This is a genomic window from Pseudomonas sp. S3(2024), from assembly GCF_036861315.1.
GTDB classification, from domain to species: domain Bacteria; phylum Pseudomonadota; class Gammaproteobacteria; order Pseudomonadales; family Pseudomonadaceae; genus Aquipseudomonas; species Aquipseudomonas putida_A.
The window spans coordinates 568733-585264 of the sequence record NZ_JAZAQQ010000002.1 but is presented as its reverse complement, the minus strand read 5'-3'; the positions used below and the strand labels follow the sequence as shown (position 1 = coordinate 585264).

The following is a 16532-nucleotide window of genomic DNA, read 5'->3' as shown; positions in this document are numbered from 1 at the left end:
AGACTCCTACACCAACGCCAAGTGTTGTTGCGACGCACATTCATTGCTAAACGGCACGGCGCTTGCTTTTTAACTCTTATGAACGCTCAAACGACATTTTTCCGACGCCTGACCTCCCGCACCCGCAAAGCGCTGTGCGCGGTGTCTGCCGTCTGCTTCTTCTTCGCTGGCAGCCCTGCCGGTGCTGATACGGTTACCTTGCCTGACATGCTTATCGGCGTCACCCAGGGCTTTCTTGAGTTCACCGTAGAAGACTATCTGGCTACCAGTCAAACGGAAGGCCGCTACGAAATCGAGGTCAACCAGCTCGACCCGCGTATGCGCATGCCTATGTGCGACAAGGAATTGACAGCGTCGCTGGAGAGTCCGGCCCGTCCGCTGGGCCGGGTTACGGTCAAGGTCCGGTGCGAGGGAAGCTCGCCGTGGACGGTGTTCGTGCCCGCTCAAGTCCGCCTGTTTCGCGAGATTGTCACCACCACTCGCCCGCTGAAACGCGCCGGAATTATCGAGCCGCAGGATGTGACCTTGCGTGAACGCGACATCAGCCAGATCAATCAGGGTTTCCTGACGTCGGTGGATGAAGCCATCGGGCAGAAATTGACCCGACCAACGGTCGCCGATCAGGTGATTACCCTGGTGCATCTGGAACAGGCTGAAGTGGTGCGCAAGGGTGATCAGGTGGTCATCATCGCCCGCAGCGGTACGCTCGCCGTGCGCATGCCCGGCGAAGCCCTGGCCAATGGCGGTTTGAAAGAACAGATCCGGGTGAAAAACCTCAATTCCAACCGGGTGATCAAGGCGCAGGTCATCGCGCCGGGCCAAGTGGAAGTGGCCATGTAAAACGCTCAGGCAGAAAACTGGCGCCGGCCTCGATGCTTCCCTAAACTGTGCCGCAGCAGAACACGCTTCGGCACATGCAGCTCATTGCAAAGTGAGCCTAAAGTTTTCCAGGGAATGGCCGAGAACATGGCAAGCGTCCAAATTCCCAGAGGTTTTTAACATGGTCATCGATTTCAGCCGTTTGAACAGCTCCTCGTCACTTACGGGCAGTACACGTACCAGCAACGCCAAGGAAACCGCCGAATCCGGCACCTCCGCGCCGCTGAATACCCAGGCCGAAACGGCCAGTACCGCAAAAAGCGGGGAATCGGTACACCTCAGCAATGAGGCTCAACAGTTGCAGAAGGTCACTGACAAGCTGCGCGATCAGCCTGCCGTCGACAAAGCCCGGGTGGCCGAGTTGAAAGCAGCGATTGCCGATGGCAGCTATAAAGTCGACAGCAACCGTGTAGCCAGCAAACTGCTCAACTTCGAAGCCCAGCGCTAGGCTTTTGCCGGCGCCAGGCTTTTGGACGCTTAAAACCCAAGGCCAGCCATGCACGACACTAATTTATTGCAACTGATCACCGACGACTTTGCTCCAGCTCAACAATTGCTGGAGTTGCTGCAAACCGAGTCCCTCGCTTTGCACGGTCGCGACATGCCTTTGCTCGAAGATATTCTGGCGCGCAAACAGGCATTGATCATTTTGCTTGAACAGCATGGCCGCAAGCGCAGCGAAATCCTCGCCAGCCTCAACCTGCCGCTCGACCGTCAGGGCCTGGAGCAACTGGCCAGCCACTCGAGCATTGGCGACCAGCTGCTGGCCCAGAGCGACGTGTTGACCGACCTGATTGCCCAGTGCCAGGCGGCGAACGTCAAGAACGGCCAGTCGATCCAGATTCAGCAGGCCGCCACGGCCAATCAACTGAAAATCCTCACCGGGGGCGAGCCGCCAGCGTTGTATGACGCCTCGGGCACTTTCGCCAAACCCACCAAGCCGCGTACGCTCAGCCAGGCGTGAGCCATTCGATGTGCCTGCACTATCAACCCGCGAAACATGCTGGCAAAATGCTGGCTAGTCGTAGTCAAATTTTGTCTGGAGATTGAGAAAACGTGCCAAACGCCCTAAGCGCGGATGATAGTCCGCAGCCACCAAAGGTGCTGACCACGCCCCTGGAAATCTCCAGCAACCTGCGCCAGCTGCAAGAAAGCCACGATCCGCTGATCATCACGTTCCACGAGCGCAGCCAGCGCTTTCAGAGCTACCTGATCAAGGTCGACCGCGAAACCGCAACGATTGCCCTGGACGAAATGATCCCGCGCGATGGCGAGCGCTTTCTGCAGGCGGGCGAACCGTTCAAGGTCGAAGGCTTCCACGAGGGCGTGCGCATCGCCTGGGAATGCACCGGTAAGCTGAACATTGAAGAGTCCGAGGGCGATCGCTTCTACACCGGTGAACTGCCGACCGAAGTCGTTTACCACCAGCGCCGCAACGCCTTTCGTGCAGCCCTGAAGCTGACTGACCTGGTCAGCGTCGAACTCGGCGGCGAAAAGCTCAAGGCGCCGATCAACGGCAAACTGCTGGATATTTCCGCCACCGGTTGCAAGCTGCGCTTTGAAGGCGACATCACCGACCGCCTGCAACTGGGTCAGGTCTACGACCGCATGATCGCCACCCCGCTGTTTGGCAATCAACCGATCTCGGTCGAACTGCGTTATCTGCACTTCGAAGAAAAGCTCAACATCACCTTCGCCGGCCTGCGTTTCCACAACATCAGCGGCCAGGCGGCGCGCAACGTCGAACGCTTCGTCTATCAGTTGCAGCGTGAAGCACGCCGGTTCGATAAAGACGATCTGTAATTCCTACAGGCAAATAGAAAGGGCAGTCCTTGGCGGGACTGCCCTTTTTTATGCGCGATTTAATCTCGCGGCGACTGGAGATCCATTGTGGGAGCGGGTTTGCTCGCGAATACGGCCCGACATTAAAAATTGATGCTGGCTGACACGCCGCCTTCGCGAGCAAGCCCGCTCCCACATTTCAGGGTCTGGCCCCACTGATGTCCGGTGCTGGTTTATCCCCCTCATCAGCCGGATCAGCTTCCACCGCCGCTTCAGGCTGCACTTCGGGTTCTGGCTCCGGTTCTGGCGTAACCGTGGTCTGCATCTGCTCCTGCACCACCTGCTCATCCACTCGCGGATCGAGTGCTGCCACCAACGGCGAGCTGGACATGCTGTCCGGCATCGCCACGTGATGCAGCGGTGCGTCGTCGACCTGATGCAGATTGGTCACCGCTTTCGGGCGGATGCGCCACACCAGCACCAGCGCGAAGAAACTGAAAAACGCGTACAGACTCTGGCTGCCAAACAGCTTCATCAGCACACCGGCCAGTAACGGCCCGATACTGGCGCCGACACCGTAAGTCACCAGCAGCATCGCCGTCAGCGACACCCGGCGATCGCCCTCGACGTGGTCGTTGGAGAACGCCACTGCCAACGGATACAGGCAGAACTGCACCAGCGAACACATGAACCCGACGACAAACAGAACTTCCAGCGGCACCTGCGGCAGGATCGCCAACGGCAACGCCGCCACCGCGAGGAACCCGGCGAAGCAGCGGATCAGCAGCGCCCGGTCATAACGGTCGGACAACCAGCCCAACGGCCACTGCACCAGCAGCCCGGCAAAAATGCAGCTACCCATGAACAGACCGACCTGCTCGGTCGACAGCCCCTGCTGCGACGCATACAGCGGCGCCAGACCGTAGAACGAGCCGATGATCAGACCAGCACCGAGCACCGTGCTCAACGACTGCGGCACCCGCTTGATGAAGAAGCGCGGTTCCATCGGTGCCGGATGCAGCGGCGCCGGGTGAATTCGTCGGGTCAGCGCCACCGGCACCAGACACAGGGCAAAACACAGCGCGACCAGCATCAGCAGCTCCAGGCCGAGGCCCGGATGCATGACCAGAATCAACTGACCGAGCACCAGCCCCAGATACGAAGCGATCATGTAGCCGCTGAACACCAGCCCACGCTGGTTGGCGTCGGCCTGCTCGTTGAGCCAGCTCTCGATCACCATGTATTGGCACATCATGCCCAGACCGACGATGGTTCGCAGCACCAGCCACGCCGGCAGCCAGTCGACCAGGCCATGCCCGAGCACCGCCGCGCCGACGATCCCGGCACACGCCGAATAAGCGCGAATGTGGCCGACCCGGGCAATCAAGCGGTGACCGATCTTGCCGCCCAGCACCAGGCCGAAATAGTTGGCCGCCATCAGCGCACCGACCCACAGCCCGTCGACATTGTCAGCGGCCAGGCGCAATGCCAGGTAAGTAGATAGAAGACCCGAGCCGATCAACATCATCAGCGAGGCGAAATACAGCGCTCGAAAGGATTTCCAGATTTGGCGCATCGGCGTTCCGAGCGGCTCCTTGCAGTGAGTATCGGACTTTCAAGACGATAGCCCGACGGCGACAGTTAGTCAGGCCTGGGCTGCTAGAACACGCCGTTCCCAGGGAGTGATTTCATCAAAGAAGCTGGTCAACTCCATGGTCTTCGAAGCGATGTAGCCTTCGATGAACTCCTGTCCGAACAGTTCCCTGGCCAATTGGCTACGTTTCAGACGTTCGAGTGCGGCATGCAAGGTACACGGCAGCGAAAGATTGTCCGGCACTTCGAATTCACCCTGAATAGCCGCAGTCGGTTCCAGCTCATGCTCGATCCCATGCAAGCCGGCGGCCAGACTCGCGGCAATCGCCAGATACGGGTTGGCATCGGCGCCAGGCAAACGGTTTTCCACGCGTCGAGCCACCGGCGAACTGGCCGGAATCCGCAACCCTGCGGCGCGGTTGTCATGGGACCAGCAGGCATTGTTCGGCGACGCATACGGGTGACACAGACGCTGATAGGAGTTCACGTTCGGCGCGAACAGCGCTGTGAAATCAGCCATGCCCGCCTGCTGCCCACCGATGAAATGGCGGAACATCGCCGTCGGCTGGCCATTCTCGTCACTGAACACGTTGTTGCCGGTGGCGATCTCGACCAGGCTCTGGTGAATGTGCATCGAACTGCCCGGCGTGTGCGCCAGCGGCTTGGCCATGCACACCACGCTCAGACCATGCTTGAGCGCGACTTCCTTGAGCAGGTGTTTGAACAGGAAGGTCTGGTCGGCCAGCAACAGCGGATCACCGTGCAGCAGATTGATCTCGAACTGGCTGACGCCCATTTCATGCATGAAGGTATCGCGCGGCAGGCCGAGGGCGGCCATGCATTTATAGACTTCACTGAAGAACGGCCGCAGACCGTTATTGGAACTGACGCTGAAGGCCGACTGCCCATCCTCGCGACGTCCGTCGAGGCCGACTGGCGGACGGAACGGCTGGGTCGGATCAGTGTTCGGCGCGAAGACGAAGAATTCCAGCTCGGTCGCCACTACCGGCGCCAGACCGCGTGCGGCGTACCGGGCAATGACTTTCTTCAATTGACCGCGGGTCGACAGGTTGGAGCTTTCGCCGCTCAGTTCGTCGGCATCGCAGATGGCCAGGGCACGTGGCTCGTCGCTCCATGGCAGGGGATGGATCATGCTCGGCTCGGCCACCAGCGCCAGATCGCCGTCATCACTGCCGTAAAACCGCGCCGGCGGATAACCGCCCATGATGCATTGCAGCAGCACACCCCGCGCCATCTGCAAACGCCGCCCTTCGAGAAAACCCTCGGCGGTCATCACCTTGCCGCGCGGCACGCCGTTCAAATCCGGCGTGACACATTCAATCTCATCAATGCCGGTCAGTCGCTGCGCGAGTGAACGCTGGCCATCGGTTGTCATGACGCAATCCTTGTTATTGTGCGAGCCGCAAGCGGCGACCCGTACAAAATAGGCTCCGGCTGTTCGGAATATCAAGCAGCGTCAAACAAAAACCCGAGTCACGGTAAATAAAGGCTGAACACCCCGCCACCCAACGGTCCGCCATTGCGGATTTCGGTGTGCCCGACCACGCCATTGCGCTGATGCAACGCAGCAATGCGGTTGGCGAAATACAGGCCCAGGCCGGTGCTGCCGCTGCTGTGATTGATGCCCTGCACGTAGTCGGCCTGACGCTCGAGCATCTCGGCCGGGTAACCGTCGCCGTCATCGTTGATGCTCAACACCAGTTGCCCGGCCTCGTCGCTGACGGTAATCAGCAGCGACTCGCGGGCATAACGAATCGCGTTGTTGATGCAGTTACCCAGCACTGACGCAACCAATTCGCGATCGAAGAAACCCAGCGGGCTCAGCGGATCGACTTCGTAGGTAGCAATGATCCCGCGACTGGCGAACACCTCTTGATGCGCGGCCAGTTGCGCCTCGATGAAATCATCCAGCTCGTGATACGCCGGTTGCAGCGGCAACTGGTTGACGCCGAGTTTGTACAGCCCGAGCAACTGCACCAGCATGCCGTTGAGGTGGGCGAACTCAAAGTCGATCACGCCCTGCTCCGCCCCGCTACGCTGCTCTTGAGGCAAACGCGCCAGCCACTGGCTGTGGGCCTGCATCAGCATCGCAAGCGAGTTCTTCATGTCGTGAACGGTGGAGGCGATCACCGTGGAGAAATCCAGCGCCTGCTCGTCTTGGTTCATTCGCCAAACGCCTTGCTTTTCAGCTTCTGATAACGCGCAAAACGCGCGTCGGTGTCGGGCATCAGGCCGACCATTTTCAGGCAGGCCCGACATTCTTCCAGCTCCGCCGACGGCACACTGGTGTCGGTGCCGTGCAGCAGCGACTGGGCCATGTTCAGCGCGATACTGATGTTCTTCGGTTGCATCTTCAGCGCCTTGCGGAACACCTCGCGGGCCTCCACCAGGTTGCCGGTCTTGTACACACGCACGCCCTGCCGGTTGAGGTCGGCCGCGGCGTTGCTCGAACTGAGGATAGTCGGGTCGTCAGTAAGCTTGGCGATGTCTTTCATCACCGCCGGATCGTCGCCGTAGATCTCCGCACAGCTCTTGAGCATCGACGTGCCCGCCTCGGCCTGACCGAGCATCTGCAATTGCTTGGCGACCAGCAGCGCCGCCTCGGGACTCATGAACTGCTCCATGCCGTCGAGGCGCATCAGCGCTTGTTCGGTGAGCTTGTCGGCGGTCTCGGCATCGTTGAGCAGCAGACTGGTGGCCTTCATCAGCCGCGCACGAATCTGCAGGCCGGGGTCAGACGGATTCTCTTTGGCGACGGCGCTGAGCGTGGTGTTGATCTCCAGCCGGGTGCGCGTATCGAGCCCGCGCTCACTGCCCTTGCTGATCAAGGCATGGGCCAGGCCGAGGTTGCTTTCCGGGTCCTTGAAACGCGACTGCGCGCCCTGCGCCACCGCCTGACGATAGGCCCGGGACGCGGTGTCGAAGTCTTCGTTGGCCATCGCCAGTTTGCCAAGCAACGCCTGCCGGCGCACCGCCAGCGGCGACAAACGAATCGCCTCCTCCAGCACCCGCTGCGCGCCTTTGGTATCGCCCTCGGCGACCAGCACATCGGCCATGCCGTCGTACAACGCCGGCATCATCGGGAACACTTTCAGCGCCTTTTCGTAAACATCCTTGGCCTGCGCCACTTGTCCACGCTTGAACAGCAACTTGCCCAGCCCGGCAAACGCCCACGGCAACGGCCGGTCAGCGATGATGCTGTCGTAGAGGCGTTCAAGCGCTTCGTTCTGGTTCATGTCGCGCAGCGCATCGGCGCGATAACGCAGGCACAGCGGCGAATAACGGATGTCCTGCTTGCACAGCGCAATACAGGCATTGAGCACCTCGACCGGTTTACCGCGATCAAGGGCTTGCAGAATCGGTTTGAGCAACGTCTTGCGCTGCTCCAGACGCTCCAGGCGCTGCGCCAGGCCGGAGCGGTTGAACGGCTTGGTCAGGTAGGCATCCGGCTCATGCTCCAGGGCACTGAGCACCATCGCCTGACTGGTCTCGGCCGTGACCATGACAAACACCGCTTCATGGCTGATGAGCTTTTCCGACATCAGATCTTCCAGCACCTGCTGGCCGTTCTTCTTGCCGTCGCCGAGGTGGAAATCCTGCAGGATGAAATCATAGGACTTCTGCGCACACATCTTCAGCGCCTGCTCGCCGGTATCGGCGGTATCCACATCCTTGACCCCCAGTTCGCGCAGCATCGAGCGTACGGAACTGCGGAAATCCGAGAAATCATCGACGATCAGAAAACTCTTTTGGTGATACGACAGCATCGAGGATTTCCAGGCAATTGAAGTAGGTGAACCGGGGGCGTTTTCACAGGCGCGCAGATGATAGCTGGAGGCTAAATGCTATCAAGCGATTTCGCGCGAGTCTGAGGTCGCCGAATGAGTTATCGGCAAGGAGTGGGGTTCTCTGAAGTGGAGGGGTTCAAGATTCCTTGTGCAGCGATTACCCTGCGCGCCGGGTCATCTTTTCACTACAGGGTTTATCTCGTGTACATCAAAGGACGTTGCATCGTGTCCGCCTGTGCGCTGCTGTTTTTCCAGCAGGCAATGGCGGGAGGAATGGATTGTGCGAAAGCGGCGAGTGCCGTGGAGAAGGCTGTTTGTGCGGATAAAGGATTGTATGAGCTGGATGCGCAGATGGGTGCTGCATACAGCAAACTCATGAAGTCAGCGCCAGATAAAACGACCGAGCTTAAAGGCGCTCAGCGCCTTTGGCTAAAGACCCGCAATCAATGCGTTGAAAATGTCATTTGCCTTAATCAGCGCTATCGCGAACGGCTCGAATCATTGCAAACGCAATGGATCGATACGCTGGCGTACTTGCCCGACGAGATAGACAGACAGGCGATGGTCGAGCTGCAGCAACGTATCGGGGCGGCGAGCAAGGTTGATCCCGAGTTTGCTCTGGAAAAGACTCTAGGTGCATTCACGGTAAGCCTTGATAAAACTTCGTTTGCCGGTGTTCCCGATGATGATGAGCAAACACACTTTCCCGAAACGATCCCGAAAGAAGTGAGCCAGGATGAATGGAAGGCATTGAATGCATCCAACATCACAGGTGCCTCTGAAATGGGTCAAACGACTTACATCCTTACCGATCTGGATGGCGATGGATTGCGCGACCTGATCGTTGAAACATACTCAGGCGGCACCGGGTTGTTCTGGTACACCGAAACCTGGCGCGGCACAGGAAGCAGGTTCACCAGACGAGGTGCCGAAGCTGCTACCGAACCCAACGCCGAGACCACCCTTTTCTACACCAATGATCGCGGCGCCAACCAAGCGGTCAACTGGATCAAGGTGCATGACAGAATTTACGCCGCCTATCGAGATGGCGCTTACGGTGTTGATAAGGTCTATCTGCTCAACCCCCTGCGGATCAACCATCACGTCCCCACGATAACGGTGGAGTATGGTTATGAACTGAACGTGCCTCGCACTCAGGCGAATCAGGACAATCCGACAGCCTATGAACTGGACCCCACCGTACAAAAGGCACTCATTCAAGGCTTATCCAAGATAAGAAATACGGAGGCGAAGAACTCGACCCCCATCTGCCCAATCCCCCCATCAGGCCCGGGGGACGATGACTATTACAGTTACGGCGCAAGTTATTACGCGGTTGAACCCGTCGCCGATTTCCCGGTGATCATCGGCGACGACTGCTTTATCGCCAGACTAATCAATTGGTTTGGTAGCTACGATGAAAAAGTCGGGCTGTTTGCGCAACTGGCGTTGCGAAAGCCGGGATCAGAAAAGCAGGCACAAAGCTATACGGTTAACGGGCGCCGCCACATAACTCAAGTAAGCATCTCAATAGGCAAAGCCGAGGGTGGCGCGGCAAACTAGCCAGCAGCAATGAAACGAAAAAGCCCCGTCAGATCATTCTGTGCGGGGCTTTTTTGCGAGCCTTGGCGAGGCTCTGAATAATGGTGTCCCAGGGCAGGTTCGAACTGCCAACCTTCCCCTTAGGAGGGGGATGCTCTATCCAATTGAGCTACTGAGACACTGAGTTATCGCGGCCGGACGCGGCGCGACGGACGGCGTGCATGTTAACGGCCAGCCCCTGATTTGTCATGTCGTCCGTGGGCTTTTTAAGTGTAGGCAGGCGCCTTGCAATGCTGCGAGAACATTTACCGTGCAATTTGCACTACCTCAAAAAGCCATCATTGCAGATTGCAACCCGCGACTTATGAAAAACCCTTGCAAATCCTTGTATTTAAAGGACTTCACAGCGGTTAGACTGTTGGCACGACGGCTGCTTTGTCTGTTCTCATAACAGCACAAACGGAGTCCGCCCCATGAACAGCACTCTCCTGCTCGCAAACGCTATCGCACTGGCGGTTTTGGTTGGCTTTCATTTTGTTCCAGAGAGTGCTGAACCGGTGGCTCAGCGTATGCCGCATTATTTGCAGGTGCAGAAAGCGCCGCAGTTGGCGGTGCTGAGCGATCAGAGCGACTACGCGGCGCAGGCAGTCAATGAGCCTGAGCAAGCAATGCCGACGCGCGACACCGAACGTCTGGTTTTTTGAAATATCTTCAGGAGTACAGCATGTCCAGATCAGCCGCAGGATTCTGATCCTCGCCTTATTGAGTGGCGTTGTGCATTTTTCGCTGTTCGAGGAAACCTCAGTCACCCTGCCCCTGATTGGCTGCGGCGTGTTTGCGGTGTTGTTTGTGCTGGCCCTGGTGGCCGGGCGCAGGATCAAGTTTGATCCGGTGCTGCGTTAAGACGGATCAAGCCCAGCAGTTGCTTGATGGCGTCCGCCAGGTCGCCCGAGTTGTCGATCAGATGCACGGGCAAGTCAGTTGCCCTTCTGTCCTTGAACAGCGCATTGCGCGCCAGCCTCGCGTCAATCTGCTCAGGCGTCTCCCGCCCTCGTCTGAGCAGGCGTTCACGCAAGACCTCATCCTTGACCGTCAGCAGCACCGGCAGCAGCGTCGGATAGCGCTCAAGCGCCTGACGCAGGTTGCCGCGTGAGCCGTTCACCAGCACAGATCGTCCAGCGCGCAACCATTCGTCGATTTCTGCCGGGATACCATAAGCCAGCCCATTGGCCTGCCAGGACAGCGAGAAATCCCCGGCTTGCTGGCGTCGCTCAAACTCTTCGGGCGTCACGCTGATGGCATCCTCACCCACCGATTCCGCTGATCGGGTAATCACTCTGCGGATGATTTCGCAGTTCAACTCGCGCAAAGGCTCTCGCGCAGCCTCGATCAGGCTGTCCTTGCCTGAGCCGGAAGGTCCCATTAGATAAATAAGCCTGCCATCCATCCTGAAAACGCCCTCCAACGGGTGTTTGCCCTAGTAAATCGGCAAATTGCCACTATCCTGTACAGGTAAGGAACAAGGATTGAAAGCCGCATAGCATGCACGTTCTGACGTCTTCGGACATCAACAGATGTGCACCCGGAAGCGGTCATTGATGCGGACCAAGGCAAAGTTTTCAAACCAGTCCGCATTTCTGATAATTGGTGCTGGCATTACGCCTTTACCCAGCTCAATATTTGTCACAGAATTGACGCCAATGATCTGGCAATTTTGAGGCATGATGCGGGCCTCTTAACAATTCAGGTTGAACCATTTGGCGCGGATGCTTGTCCTACCACACATCCTGCGGCCAATCCCGAGAACCGCTCCCCTGAACTAACCGGTTAAATATATGCGCCCATTGAAACAGGCAATTTATTCCAGCCGTACGGCTGACAAGTTCGTCGTACGTCTGCCAGACGGGATGCGTGAACGCATTGCCGAGGTGGCTCGCAATCATCATCGCAGCATGAACTCCGAAATCATTGCGCGCCTTGAGCAGAGTCTTATTCAGGAAGGTGCACTGGGCGAAGAGTTGAGCATGCGCCTGGACAGCCCTGAGCTTTCGCTGCACGAGCGTGAGCTGCTGCAACGCTTCCGTCAGCTGTCGCACCGTCAACAGAACGCCCTGGTGTCGCTGATCGCTCACGACGCCGAAATGGCCGCAGACGCGTCCTGAGCCACACCGAACATCTCAAGCCAGCTTAAGTGCTGGCTTTTTTTTGTTTGAAATCTGACCCTCACCACAAATAAAGACACAGGCACAAAAAAGCCCGCCATTTCGGCGGGCTTTTGTATGGCAGCGAATCAGAGCAGGAAGATCGTCGCCAACCCCAGAAAGATGAAGAAGCCACCACTGTCGGTCATGGCCGTGATCATCACGCTGGCGCCCATCGCCGGGTCGCGGCCCATTTTGGCCAGCGTCATCGGGATCAACACCCCCATCAGCGCCGCGAGCAGCAGGTTGAGGGTCATCGCCGCCGTCATCACCACGCCCAGCGACCAACTGCCGTAAAGCAGGTAGGCGACCACACCGATCACCCCACCCCAGACCAGACCATTGATCAACGCCACCGCCAGCTCCTTGCGCATCAGACGCGAGGTGTTGCCGGTGCTGACCTGGTCGAGCGCCATGGCACGCACGATCATGGTGATCGTCTGGTTACCGGAGTTACCGCCGATACCCGCCACGATCGGCATCAGCGCCGCCAGCGCCACCAGCTTCTCGATCGAACCTTCGAACAGACCGATCACCCGCGACGCGACAAAGGCCGTGATGAGGTTGATCGCCAACCACGCCCAACGGTTGCGCAGGGATTTCCAGACGGAGGCGAAGATGTCTTCCTCTTCGCGCAGACCCGCCATGTTGAGGACTTCGCTTTCGCTCTCCTCACGAATCAGGTCGACCATTTCGTCAATGGTCAGACGGCCGATCAGCTTGCCGTTCTTGTCGACCACCGGGGCCGAGATCAAGTCGTAACGCTCGAACGCCTGAGCCGCGTCATAGGCGTCTTCGTCCGGGTGAAAACTCACCGGATCGCTGGCCATGACTTCAGAAACCTGCTTCTCCGGGTCGTTGACCAACAGACGCTTGATCGGCAGCACGCCCTTGAGCACGCCGTCGTAATCGACCACGAACAGTTTGTCGGTATGGCCCGGCAGCTCTTTGAGCCGACGCAGGTAACGCAGAACCACTTCGAGGCTGACATCCTCACGGATCGTCACCATCTCGAAGTCCATCAGCGCACCGACCTGCTCCTCGTCATAGGACAGGGCCGAACGCACGCGCTCGCGTTGCTGCTGGTCGAGCGTCTCCATCAGCTCATGGACGACGTCTCGCGGCAGCTCGGAGGCCAAGTCAGCAAGTTCGTCGGCGTCCATGTCCTTGGCCGCAGCCAGGAGCTCGTGATCGTCCATGTCGGCGATCAGCGTTTCACGAACGGAATCGGATACTTCGAGAAGAATGTCGCCGTCGCGATCAGCCTTGACCAGTTGCCAGAGCGTCAGACGGTCGTCCAGCGGCAAGGCTTCAAGGATGTAGGCAACGTCGGCGGAGTGCAGATCATCGAGTTTGCGTTGCAGCTCGACGAGGTTTTGCCGGTGAACCAGGTTCTCGACCCGGTCGTGGTGCGCGCCTTCCTGGCGATGAGTCAGGTCTTCGACGACCTTCTGGCGCTGCAGCAGCTCAACGACCTGAGCCAGGCGATCCTGCAGGCTTTCCTGGGTTTTCTTTACTTCGATTTCGGACATAGGCGAACTCCACTCCCAGCAGCGGGGCACGCCGGAAGGATCAATCAGTCAATTCATGATTGGTGAAACGGGCTACTGAGTAACTACTGGGTAAGTCCATGGAGGTTTTCCATAAGCCCCGGCGGGGCTGACGGGCGCAATGATACACCGCCTGACGGTTTTAAACGTTAAAAAATCGCGGTCGAAACAAGTGCTTGCGCGACAAAGTTGAGCGCTGTCCTGACCCGTGCAGATGCGACGACTCATCTTGAAAAGAAAACACACCGGCGTTGAAAAATGTAGCGACTACCCTTGAGCGTAGACCGTCATGGAGGACGTCGAATGCTATCCAGAACATCCCTTTTTGTAGTCGCCAGCCTGCTCTGCCTGCCACCCGCCGGAGCCGCCACCACCCTTCACCGCTGCGAGGCTGCCGACGGCGGCATCACCTTCACGACCCTGAGCTGTGCGAGCGACGAGCAGCTTTCAGAGCAACAGGTTCACCCCTACTCGCCCGGATCCGTCGTACCGATCATGCCGGAACACAACCATGAGGAAATATCCGGTATGACAATCAGAGGACGTGAACCGGGCATCGTTGGCCGCCTGGCGGACAAATGCGGCAACCTGATCGATGCCAGGCAGCGCCGCGCAGCAATCATCAATCAACGAGTGATTGCCGGCATGAGCCAACAGGATGTCGAGAGCGCGCTCGGCAAACCGGACAAGGTGAATATTCGAACGTCGACGACTAGCTATCGCTATGACCTGAAAAGAGGCCGAAGTGCTCAAGTCGATTTTGACGAGAAGGGATGCGTGAAAGGAAAAGCCAAATCGCAGACAACAAAAAGCCCGCGTTAAACGCGGGCTTCTTGAATATGGTGCACTCGACAGGATTCGAACCTGTGACCGCTCGGTTCGTAGCCGAGTACTCTATCCAGCTGAGCTACGAGTGCATTTTGTGTTTTTAGACCAGATCACAACTGGTTGAAGCCGAGTTGCCTGTATTGCTACAAACGACTCTTAAATGGTGCACTCGACAGGATTCGAACCTGTGACCGCTCGGTTCGTAGCCGAGTACTCTATCCAGCTGAGCTACGAGTGCATTTGTGTTTTTAAACCAGACCACAACTGGCTGAAGCCGAGTTCTTTATATCGCTATAAACAACTCTTAAATGGTGCACTCGACAGGATTCGAACCTGTGACCGCTCGGTTCGTAGCCGAGTACTCTATCCAGCTGAGCTACGAGTGCATTTGTTGCGCCGCATTATAGCCCGTCTAATCTCTATTCCAACCACTTTTTCTAATAAATTCAACAACTTACAGAAAAAGCCAGATTACAACGTACTAAGCAAATAATGGCGGAGAACGGGGGATTCGAACCCCCGACACCCTTTTGAGGTGTACTCCCTTAGCAGGGGAGCGCCTTCGGCCACTCGGCCAGCTCTCCGCAACACGGGGCGTATATTAACCACCTTCTTCCCCGTTTGCAAACATAAAAATCGATAAAAATTAATGGCTTGGTTCTTCGTCCTTCTCTTTCTTTATACGCAGGTAAATTTCCTCACGGTGCACGGCAACCTCTTTCGGGGCGTTGACGCCGATGCGCACTTGATTTCCTTTGACGCCGAGCACGGTCACGGTGATTTCGCCATCACCGATAATCAGGCTTTCTGCGCACCGACGAGTCAGAATCAGCATACCTTTCTCCTCACGCATTTCATTTCAGGGACAACAGTCTGCAAAAAAAAGGCACCCGACCTACAACCGGAGCGATCGTAGCCCTACATGCCTGAGTATTGACCAGCGCGAGCAAAAGAACAGTTCAGGGCTCGCGCCATTCAAAAAATAAAGGGCGCGGTCAGACCGCGCCCTTCAGGTGACCGGATTTACTCGCCCTGACGGGCCGGCGCGTCCAGTTCGAAAGCCGTGTGCAGGGCGCGCACGGCCAGCTCCAGATACTTCTCTTCGATCACCACGGAAACCTTGATTTCCGACGTCGAGATCATCTGGATGTTGATGCTTTCCTTGGCCAGGGATTCGAACATGCGGCTGGCCACGCCTGCGTGGGAACGCATGCCGACGCCGACGATCGAGACCTTGGCAATCTTGGTGTCGCCCACCACTTCCCGGGCACCGATCTCGCGAGCGGTGTTTTCCAGCACGGTCTGTGCGGCCTGGTAGTCGTTGCGGTGCACAGTGAAGGTGAAGTCGGTGGTGTTATCGTGCGCAACGTTCTGCACGATCATGTCGACTTCGATGTTCGCGGCACTGATCGGGCCGAGAATCTTGAACGCCACGCCCGGGGTGTCTGGCACGCCACGGATGGTCAGCTTGGCTTCATCGCGGTTGAAAGCGATGCCGGAAATGATCGGCTGTTCCATGGTTTCCTCTTCATCAATAGTAATGAGGGTGCCCGGACCCTCCTTGAAGCTGTGCAGTACGCGCAGCGGAACGTTGTACTTGCCGGCGAATTCCACCGCACGGATCTGCAGCACCTTGGAACCGAGGCTGGCCATTTCCAGCATCTCTTCGAAGGTGATCTTGTCCAGACGCTGAGCGACCGGCACCACACGCGGGTCAGTGGTGTAGACACCATCGACGTCGGTGTAGATCTGGCACTCGTCAGCCTTCAAGGCAGCCGCCAGTGCCACGCCTGTGGTGTCGGAACCGCCACGGCCGAGGGTGGTAATGTTGCCGTGCTCGTCGACGCCCTGGAAACCGGCGACAACCACCACGCGACCTGCTTTCAGATCACCGCGAATCTTCTGGTCATCAATCTGCAAGATACGCGCTTTATTGTGCGCACTGTCCGTCAGGATCCGCACCTGATTACCGGTGTACGACACCGCCGGCACACCGCGCTTGATCAGCGCCATGGCCAACAGGGCAATCGTCACCTGCTCACCGGTGGAAACGATCACGTCCAGCTCACGCGGAACCGGTTGCACGTCGCCACTGATTTGCTTGGCCAGATCGATCAGACGGTTGGTTTCGCCGCTCATTGCAGACAGCACAACCACCAGGTCATCGCCGGCATCGCGGAATTTCTTAACCTTGTCGGCGACCTGCTCGATTCTCTCGACAGTGCCGACCGAGGTGCCTCCAAATTTCTGTACGATCAAAGCCATTTCAAAGCCGCCTCTGCCCATGAAGGGCGCCCAATAATCACTCGAACAGCCGCCGGGCCCGCCACTAGACTGCGGGCCCGACG

At 57.9% G+C, this 16532-nt stretch carries 16 protein-coding genes, 5 tRNA genes and 1 pseudogene; 9 read left to right on the top strand and 13 right to left on the bottom strand.

Annotation, left to right across the window (positions count from 1 at the left end; genetic code table 11):
* Positions 1-78 precede the first annotated feature (78 nt).
* The 4 genes from flgA (at position 79) to VLA07_RS07380 (ending at position 2682) form a co-directional block, all read left to right on the top strand.
* Positions 79-840: a flagellar basal body P-ring formation chaperone FlgA gene (flgA, locus tag VLA07_RS07395; protein WP_027612276.1), complete on the top strand. Its 762-nt coding sequence runs from the start codon at positions 79-81 to the stop codon at positions 838-840.
* 160 nt (positions 841-1000) lie between these two features.
* Entirely contained in the window at positions 1001-1327 is a 327-nt protein-coding gene (gene flgM / locus VLA07_RS07390) for a flagellar biosynthesis anti-sigma factor FlgM (RefSeq protein ID WP_007917589.1), read from the top strand.
* 48 nt (positions 1328-1375) lie between these two features.
* Positions 1376-1843 (top strand): flagella synthesis protein FlgN, encoded by a 468-nt coding sequence (locus VLA07_RS07385; protein ID WP_007963060.1) that lies wholly within the window; start codon positions 1376-1378, stop codon positions 1841-1843.
* Between the two features lie 92 nt (positions 1844-1935).
* Entirely contained in the window at positions 1936-2682 is a 747-nt protein-coding gene (locus VLA07_RS07380; RefSeq protein ID WP_027612274.1) for a flagellar brake protein, read from the top strand.
* Between the two features lie 178 nt (positions 2683-2860).
* Here the strand turns inward: VLA07_RS07380 and VLA07_RS07375 are convergent, their stop codons facing one another.
* From VLA07_RS07375 to VLA07_RS07360, 4 genes are all read right to left on the bottom strand, one after another.
* Positions 2861-4237, bottom strand: coding sequence for an MFS transporter (locus VLA07_RS07375; protein ID WP_333988947.1), 1377 nt, complete (start codon positions 4235-4237; stop codon positions 2861-2863).
* A 69-nt stretch (positions 4238-4306) separates the two neighbouring features.
* On the bottom strand, positions 4307-5548 hold the full coding sequence (locus VLA07_RS07370; RefSeq protein ID WP_333989077.1) for a glutamine synthetase family protein: 1242 nt from the start codon (positions 5546-5548) through the stop codon (positions 4307-4309).
* 200 nt (positions 5549-5748) lie between these two features.
* Entirely contained in the window at positions 5749-6441 is a 693-nt protein-coding gene (locus tag VLA07_RS07365) for a sensor histidine kinase (RefSeq protein ID WP_333988946.1), read from the bottom strand.
* Positions 6438-8042, bottom strand: coding sequence for a response regulator (locus VLA07_RS07360; RefSeq protein ID WP_333988945.1), 1605 nt, complete (start codon positions 8040-8042; stop codon positions 6438-6440). The genes VLA07_RS07365 and VLA07_RS07360 overlap by 4 nt, the downstream gene beginning before the upstream one ends.
* A gap of 114 nt (positions 8043-8156) precedes the next feature.
* Between VLA07_RS07360 and VLA07_RS07355 the strand changes: the two genes are divergently transcribed.
* A complete protein-coding gene (locus tag VLA07_RS07355) occupies positions 8157-9626 on the top strand; it encodes a lysozyme inhibitor LprI family protein (protein WP_333988944.1) in 1470 nt (489 codons plus the stop codon).
* Positions 9627-9707: 81 nt separating this feature from the next.
* Here the strand turns inward: VLA07_RS07355 and VLA07_RS07350 are convergent.
* Positions 9708-9784: transfer RNA gene (locus VLA07_RS07350), tRNA-Arg, on the bottom strand.
* Positions 9785-10078: 294 nt separating this feature from the next.
* On the opposite strand from VLA07_RS07350, the gene VLA07_RS07345 reads away from it, so the two are divergent.
* Together VLA07_RS07345 and VLA07_RS07340 are read left to right on the top strand one after the other, a co-directional pair.
* Complete coding sequence (locus tag VLA07_RS07345; protein WP_027612268.1) at positions 10079-10309, top strand: hypothetical protein; 231 nt, start codon at positions 10079-10081, stop codon at positions 10307-10309.
* A gap of 20 nt (positions 10310-10329) precedes the next feature.
* Positions 10330-10508, top strand: a pseudogene (locus VLA07_RS07340) (PA3371 family protein).
* Here the strand turns inward: VLA07_RS07340 and phnN are convergent.
* Complete coding sequence (phnN, locus tag VLA07_RS07335) at positions 10483-11052, bottom strand: phosphonate metabolism protein/1,5-bisphosphokinase (PRPP-forming) PhnN (protein WP_333988943.1); 570 nt, start codon at positions 11050-11052, stop codon at positions 10483-10485. The pseudogene VLA07_RS07340 and the gene phnN overlap by 26 nt on opposite strands.
* A 388-nt stretch (positions 11053-11440) precedes the next feature.
* On the opposite strand from phnN, the gene VLA07_RS07330 reads away from it, so the two are divergent.
* A complete protein-coding gene (locus VLA07_RS07330; protein ID WP_003178899.1) occupies positions 11441-11767 on the top strand; it encodes an Arc family DNA-binding protein in 327 nt (108 codons plus the stop codon).
* 128 nt (positions 11768-11895) lie between these two features.
* Here the strand turns inward: VLA07_RS07330 and mgtE are convergent, their stop codons facing one another.
* Positions 11896-13338 carry a magnesium transporter gene (gene mgtE, locus VLA07_RS07325; protein ID WP_027612263.1) on the bottom strand — a complete coding sequence of 481 codons (1443 nt, stop codon included), beginning with the start codon at positions 13336-13338 and terminating at the stop codon, positions 11896-11898.
* 321 nt (positions 13339-13659) lie between these two features.
* Here mgtE and VLA07_RS07320 point away from each other — a divergent pair, with 321 nt between their 5' ends.
* The gene (locus VLA07_RS07320) at positions 13660-14178 is read left to right on the top strand and encodes a cell envelope protein SmpA (protein WP_247267113.1); all 519 of its coding nucleotides are present in this window, start codon (positions 13660-13662) and stop codon (positions 14176-14178) included.
* Positions 14179-14196: 18 nt separating this feature from the next.
* Here VLA07_RS07320 and VLA07_RS07315 read toward each other — a convergent pair.
* The 6 genes from VLA07_RS07315 to VLA07_RS07290 form a co-directional block, all read right to left on the bottom strand.
* Positions 14197-14273 (bottom strand) — tRNA-Arg (locus VLA07_RS07315).
* 72 nt (positions 14274-14345) lie between these two features.
* A tRNA-Arg gene (locus VLA07_RS07310) sits at positions 14346-14422 on the bottom strand.
* 71 nt (positions 14423-14493) lie between these two features.
* Positions 14494-14570, bottom strand: a tRNA-Arg gene (locus VLA07_RS07305).
* Positions 14571-14677: 107 nt separating this feature from the next.
* A tRNA-Ser gene (locus VLA07_RS07300) sits at positions 14678-14768 on the bottom strand.
* A gap of 62 nt (positions 14769-14830) precedes the next feature.
* On the bottom strand, positions 14831-15019 hold the full coding sequence (gene csrA, locus VLA07_RS07295) for a carbon storage regulator CsrA (protein ID WP_002554426.1): 189 nt from the start codon (positions 15017-15019) through the stop codon (positions 14831-14833).
* Between the two features lie 188 nt (positions 15020-15207).
* Complete coding sequence (locus tag VLA07_RS07290) at positions 15208-16449, bottom strand: aspartate kinase (protein ID WP_025112914.1); 1242 nt, start codon at positions 16447-16449, stop codon at positions 15208-15210.
* Positions 16450-16532: the final 83 nt, after the last annotated feature.

What these genes read in the sequence shown, in the direction of transcription:
- flgA (WP_027612276.1), top strand. Translation starts at nt 79, where the DNA reads ATGAACGCTCAAACGACATTTTTCCGACGCCTGACCTCCCGCACCCGC.
- flgM (WP_007917589.1), top strand. Translation starts at nt 1,001, where the DNA reads ATGGTCATCGATTTCAGCCGTTTGAACAGCTCCTCGTCACTTACGGGC.
- VLA07_RS07385 (WP_007963060.1), top strand. Translation starts at nt 1,376, where the DNA reads ATGCACGACACTAATTTATTGCAACTGATCACCGACGACTTTGCTCCA.
- VLA07_RS07375 (WP_333988947.1), bottom strand. Translation starts at nt 4,237, where the DNA reads ATGCGCCAAATCTGGAAATCCTTTCGAGCGCTGTATTTCGCCTCGCTG.
- VLA07_RS07370 (WP_333989077.1), bottom strand. Translation starts at nt 5,548, where the DNA reads ATGACCGCCGAGGGTTTTCTCGAAGGGCGGCGTTTGCAGATGGCGCGG.
- VLA07_RS07365 (WP_333988946.1), bottom strand. Translation starts at nt 6,441, where the DNA reads ATGAACCAAGACGAGCAGGCGCTGGATTTCTCCACGGTGATCGCCTCC.
- VLA07_RS07360 (WP_333988945.1), bottom strand. Translation starts at nt 8,042, where the DNA reads ATGCTGTCGTATCACCAAAAGAGTTTTCTGATCGTCGATGATTTCTCG.
- VLA07_RS07355 (WP_333988944.1), top strand. Translation starts at nt 8,157, where the DNA reads ATGAGTTATCGGCAAGGAGTGGGGTTCTCTGAAGTGGAGGGGTTCAAG.
- VLA07_RS07345 (WP_027612268.1), top strand. Translation starts at nt 10,079, where the DNA reads ATGAACAGCACTCTCCTGCTCGCAAACGCTATCGCACTGGCGGTTTTG.
- phnN (WP_333988943.1), bottom strand. Translation starts at nt 11,052, where the DNA reads ATGGATGGCAGGCTTATTTATCTAATGGGACCTTCCGGCTCAGGCAAG.
- VLA07_RS07330 (WP_003178899.1), top strand. Translation starts at nt 11,441, where the DNA reads ATGCGCCCATTGAAACAGGCAATTTATTCCAGCCGTACGGCTGACAAG.
- mgtE (WP_027612263.1), bottom strand. Translation starts at nt 13,338, where the DNA reads ATGTCCGAAATCGAAGTAAAGAAAACCCAGGAAAGCCTGCAGGATCGC.
- VLA07_RS07320 (WP_247267113.1), top strand. Translation starts at nt 13,660, where the DNA reads ATGCTATCCAGAACATCCCTTTTTGTAGTCGCCAGCCTGCTCTGCCTG.
- csrA (WP_002554426.1), bottom strand. Translation starts at nt 15,019, where the DNA reads ATGCTGATTCTGACTCGTCGGTGCGCAGAAAGCCTGATTATCGGTGAT.
- VLA07_RS07290 (WP_025112914.1), bottom strand. Translation starts at nt 16,449, where the DNA reads ATGGCTTTGATCGTACAGAAATTTGGAGGCACCTCGGTCGGCACTGTC.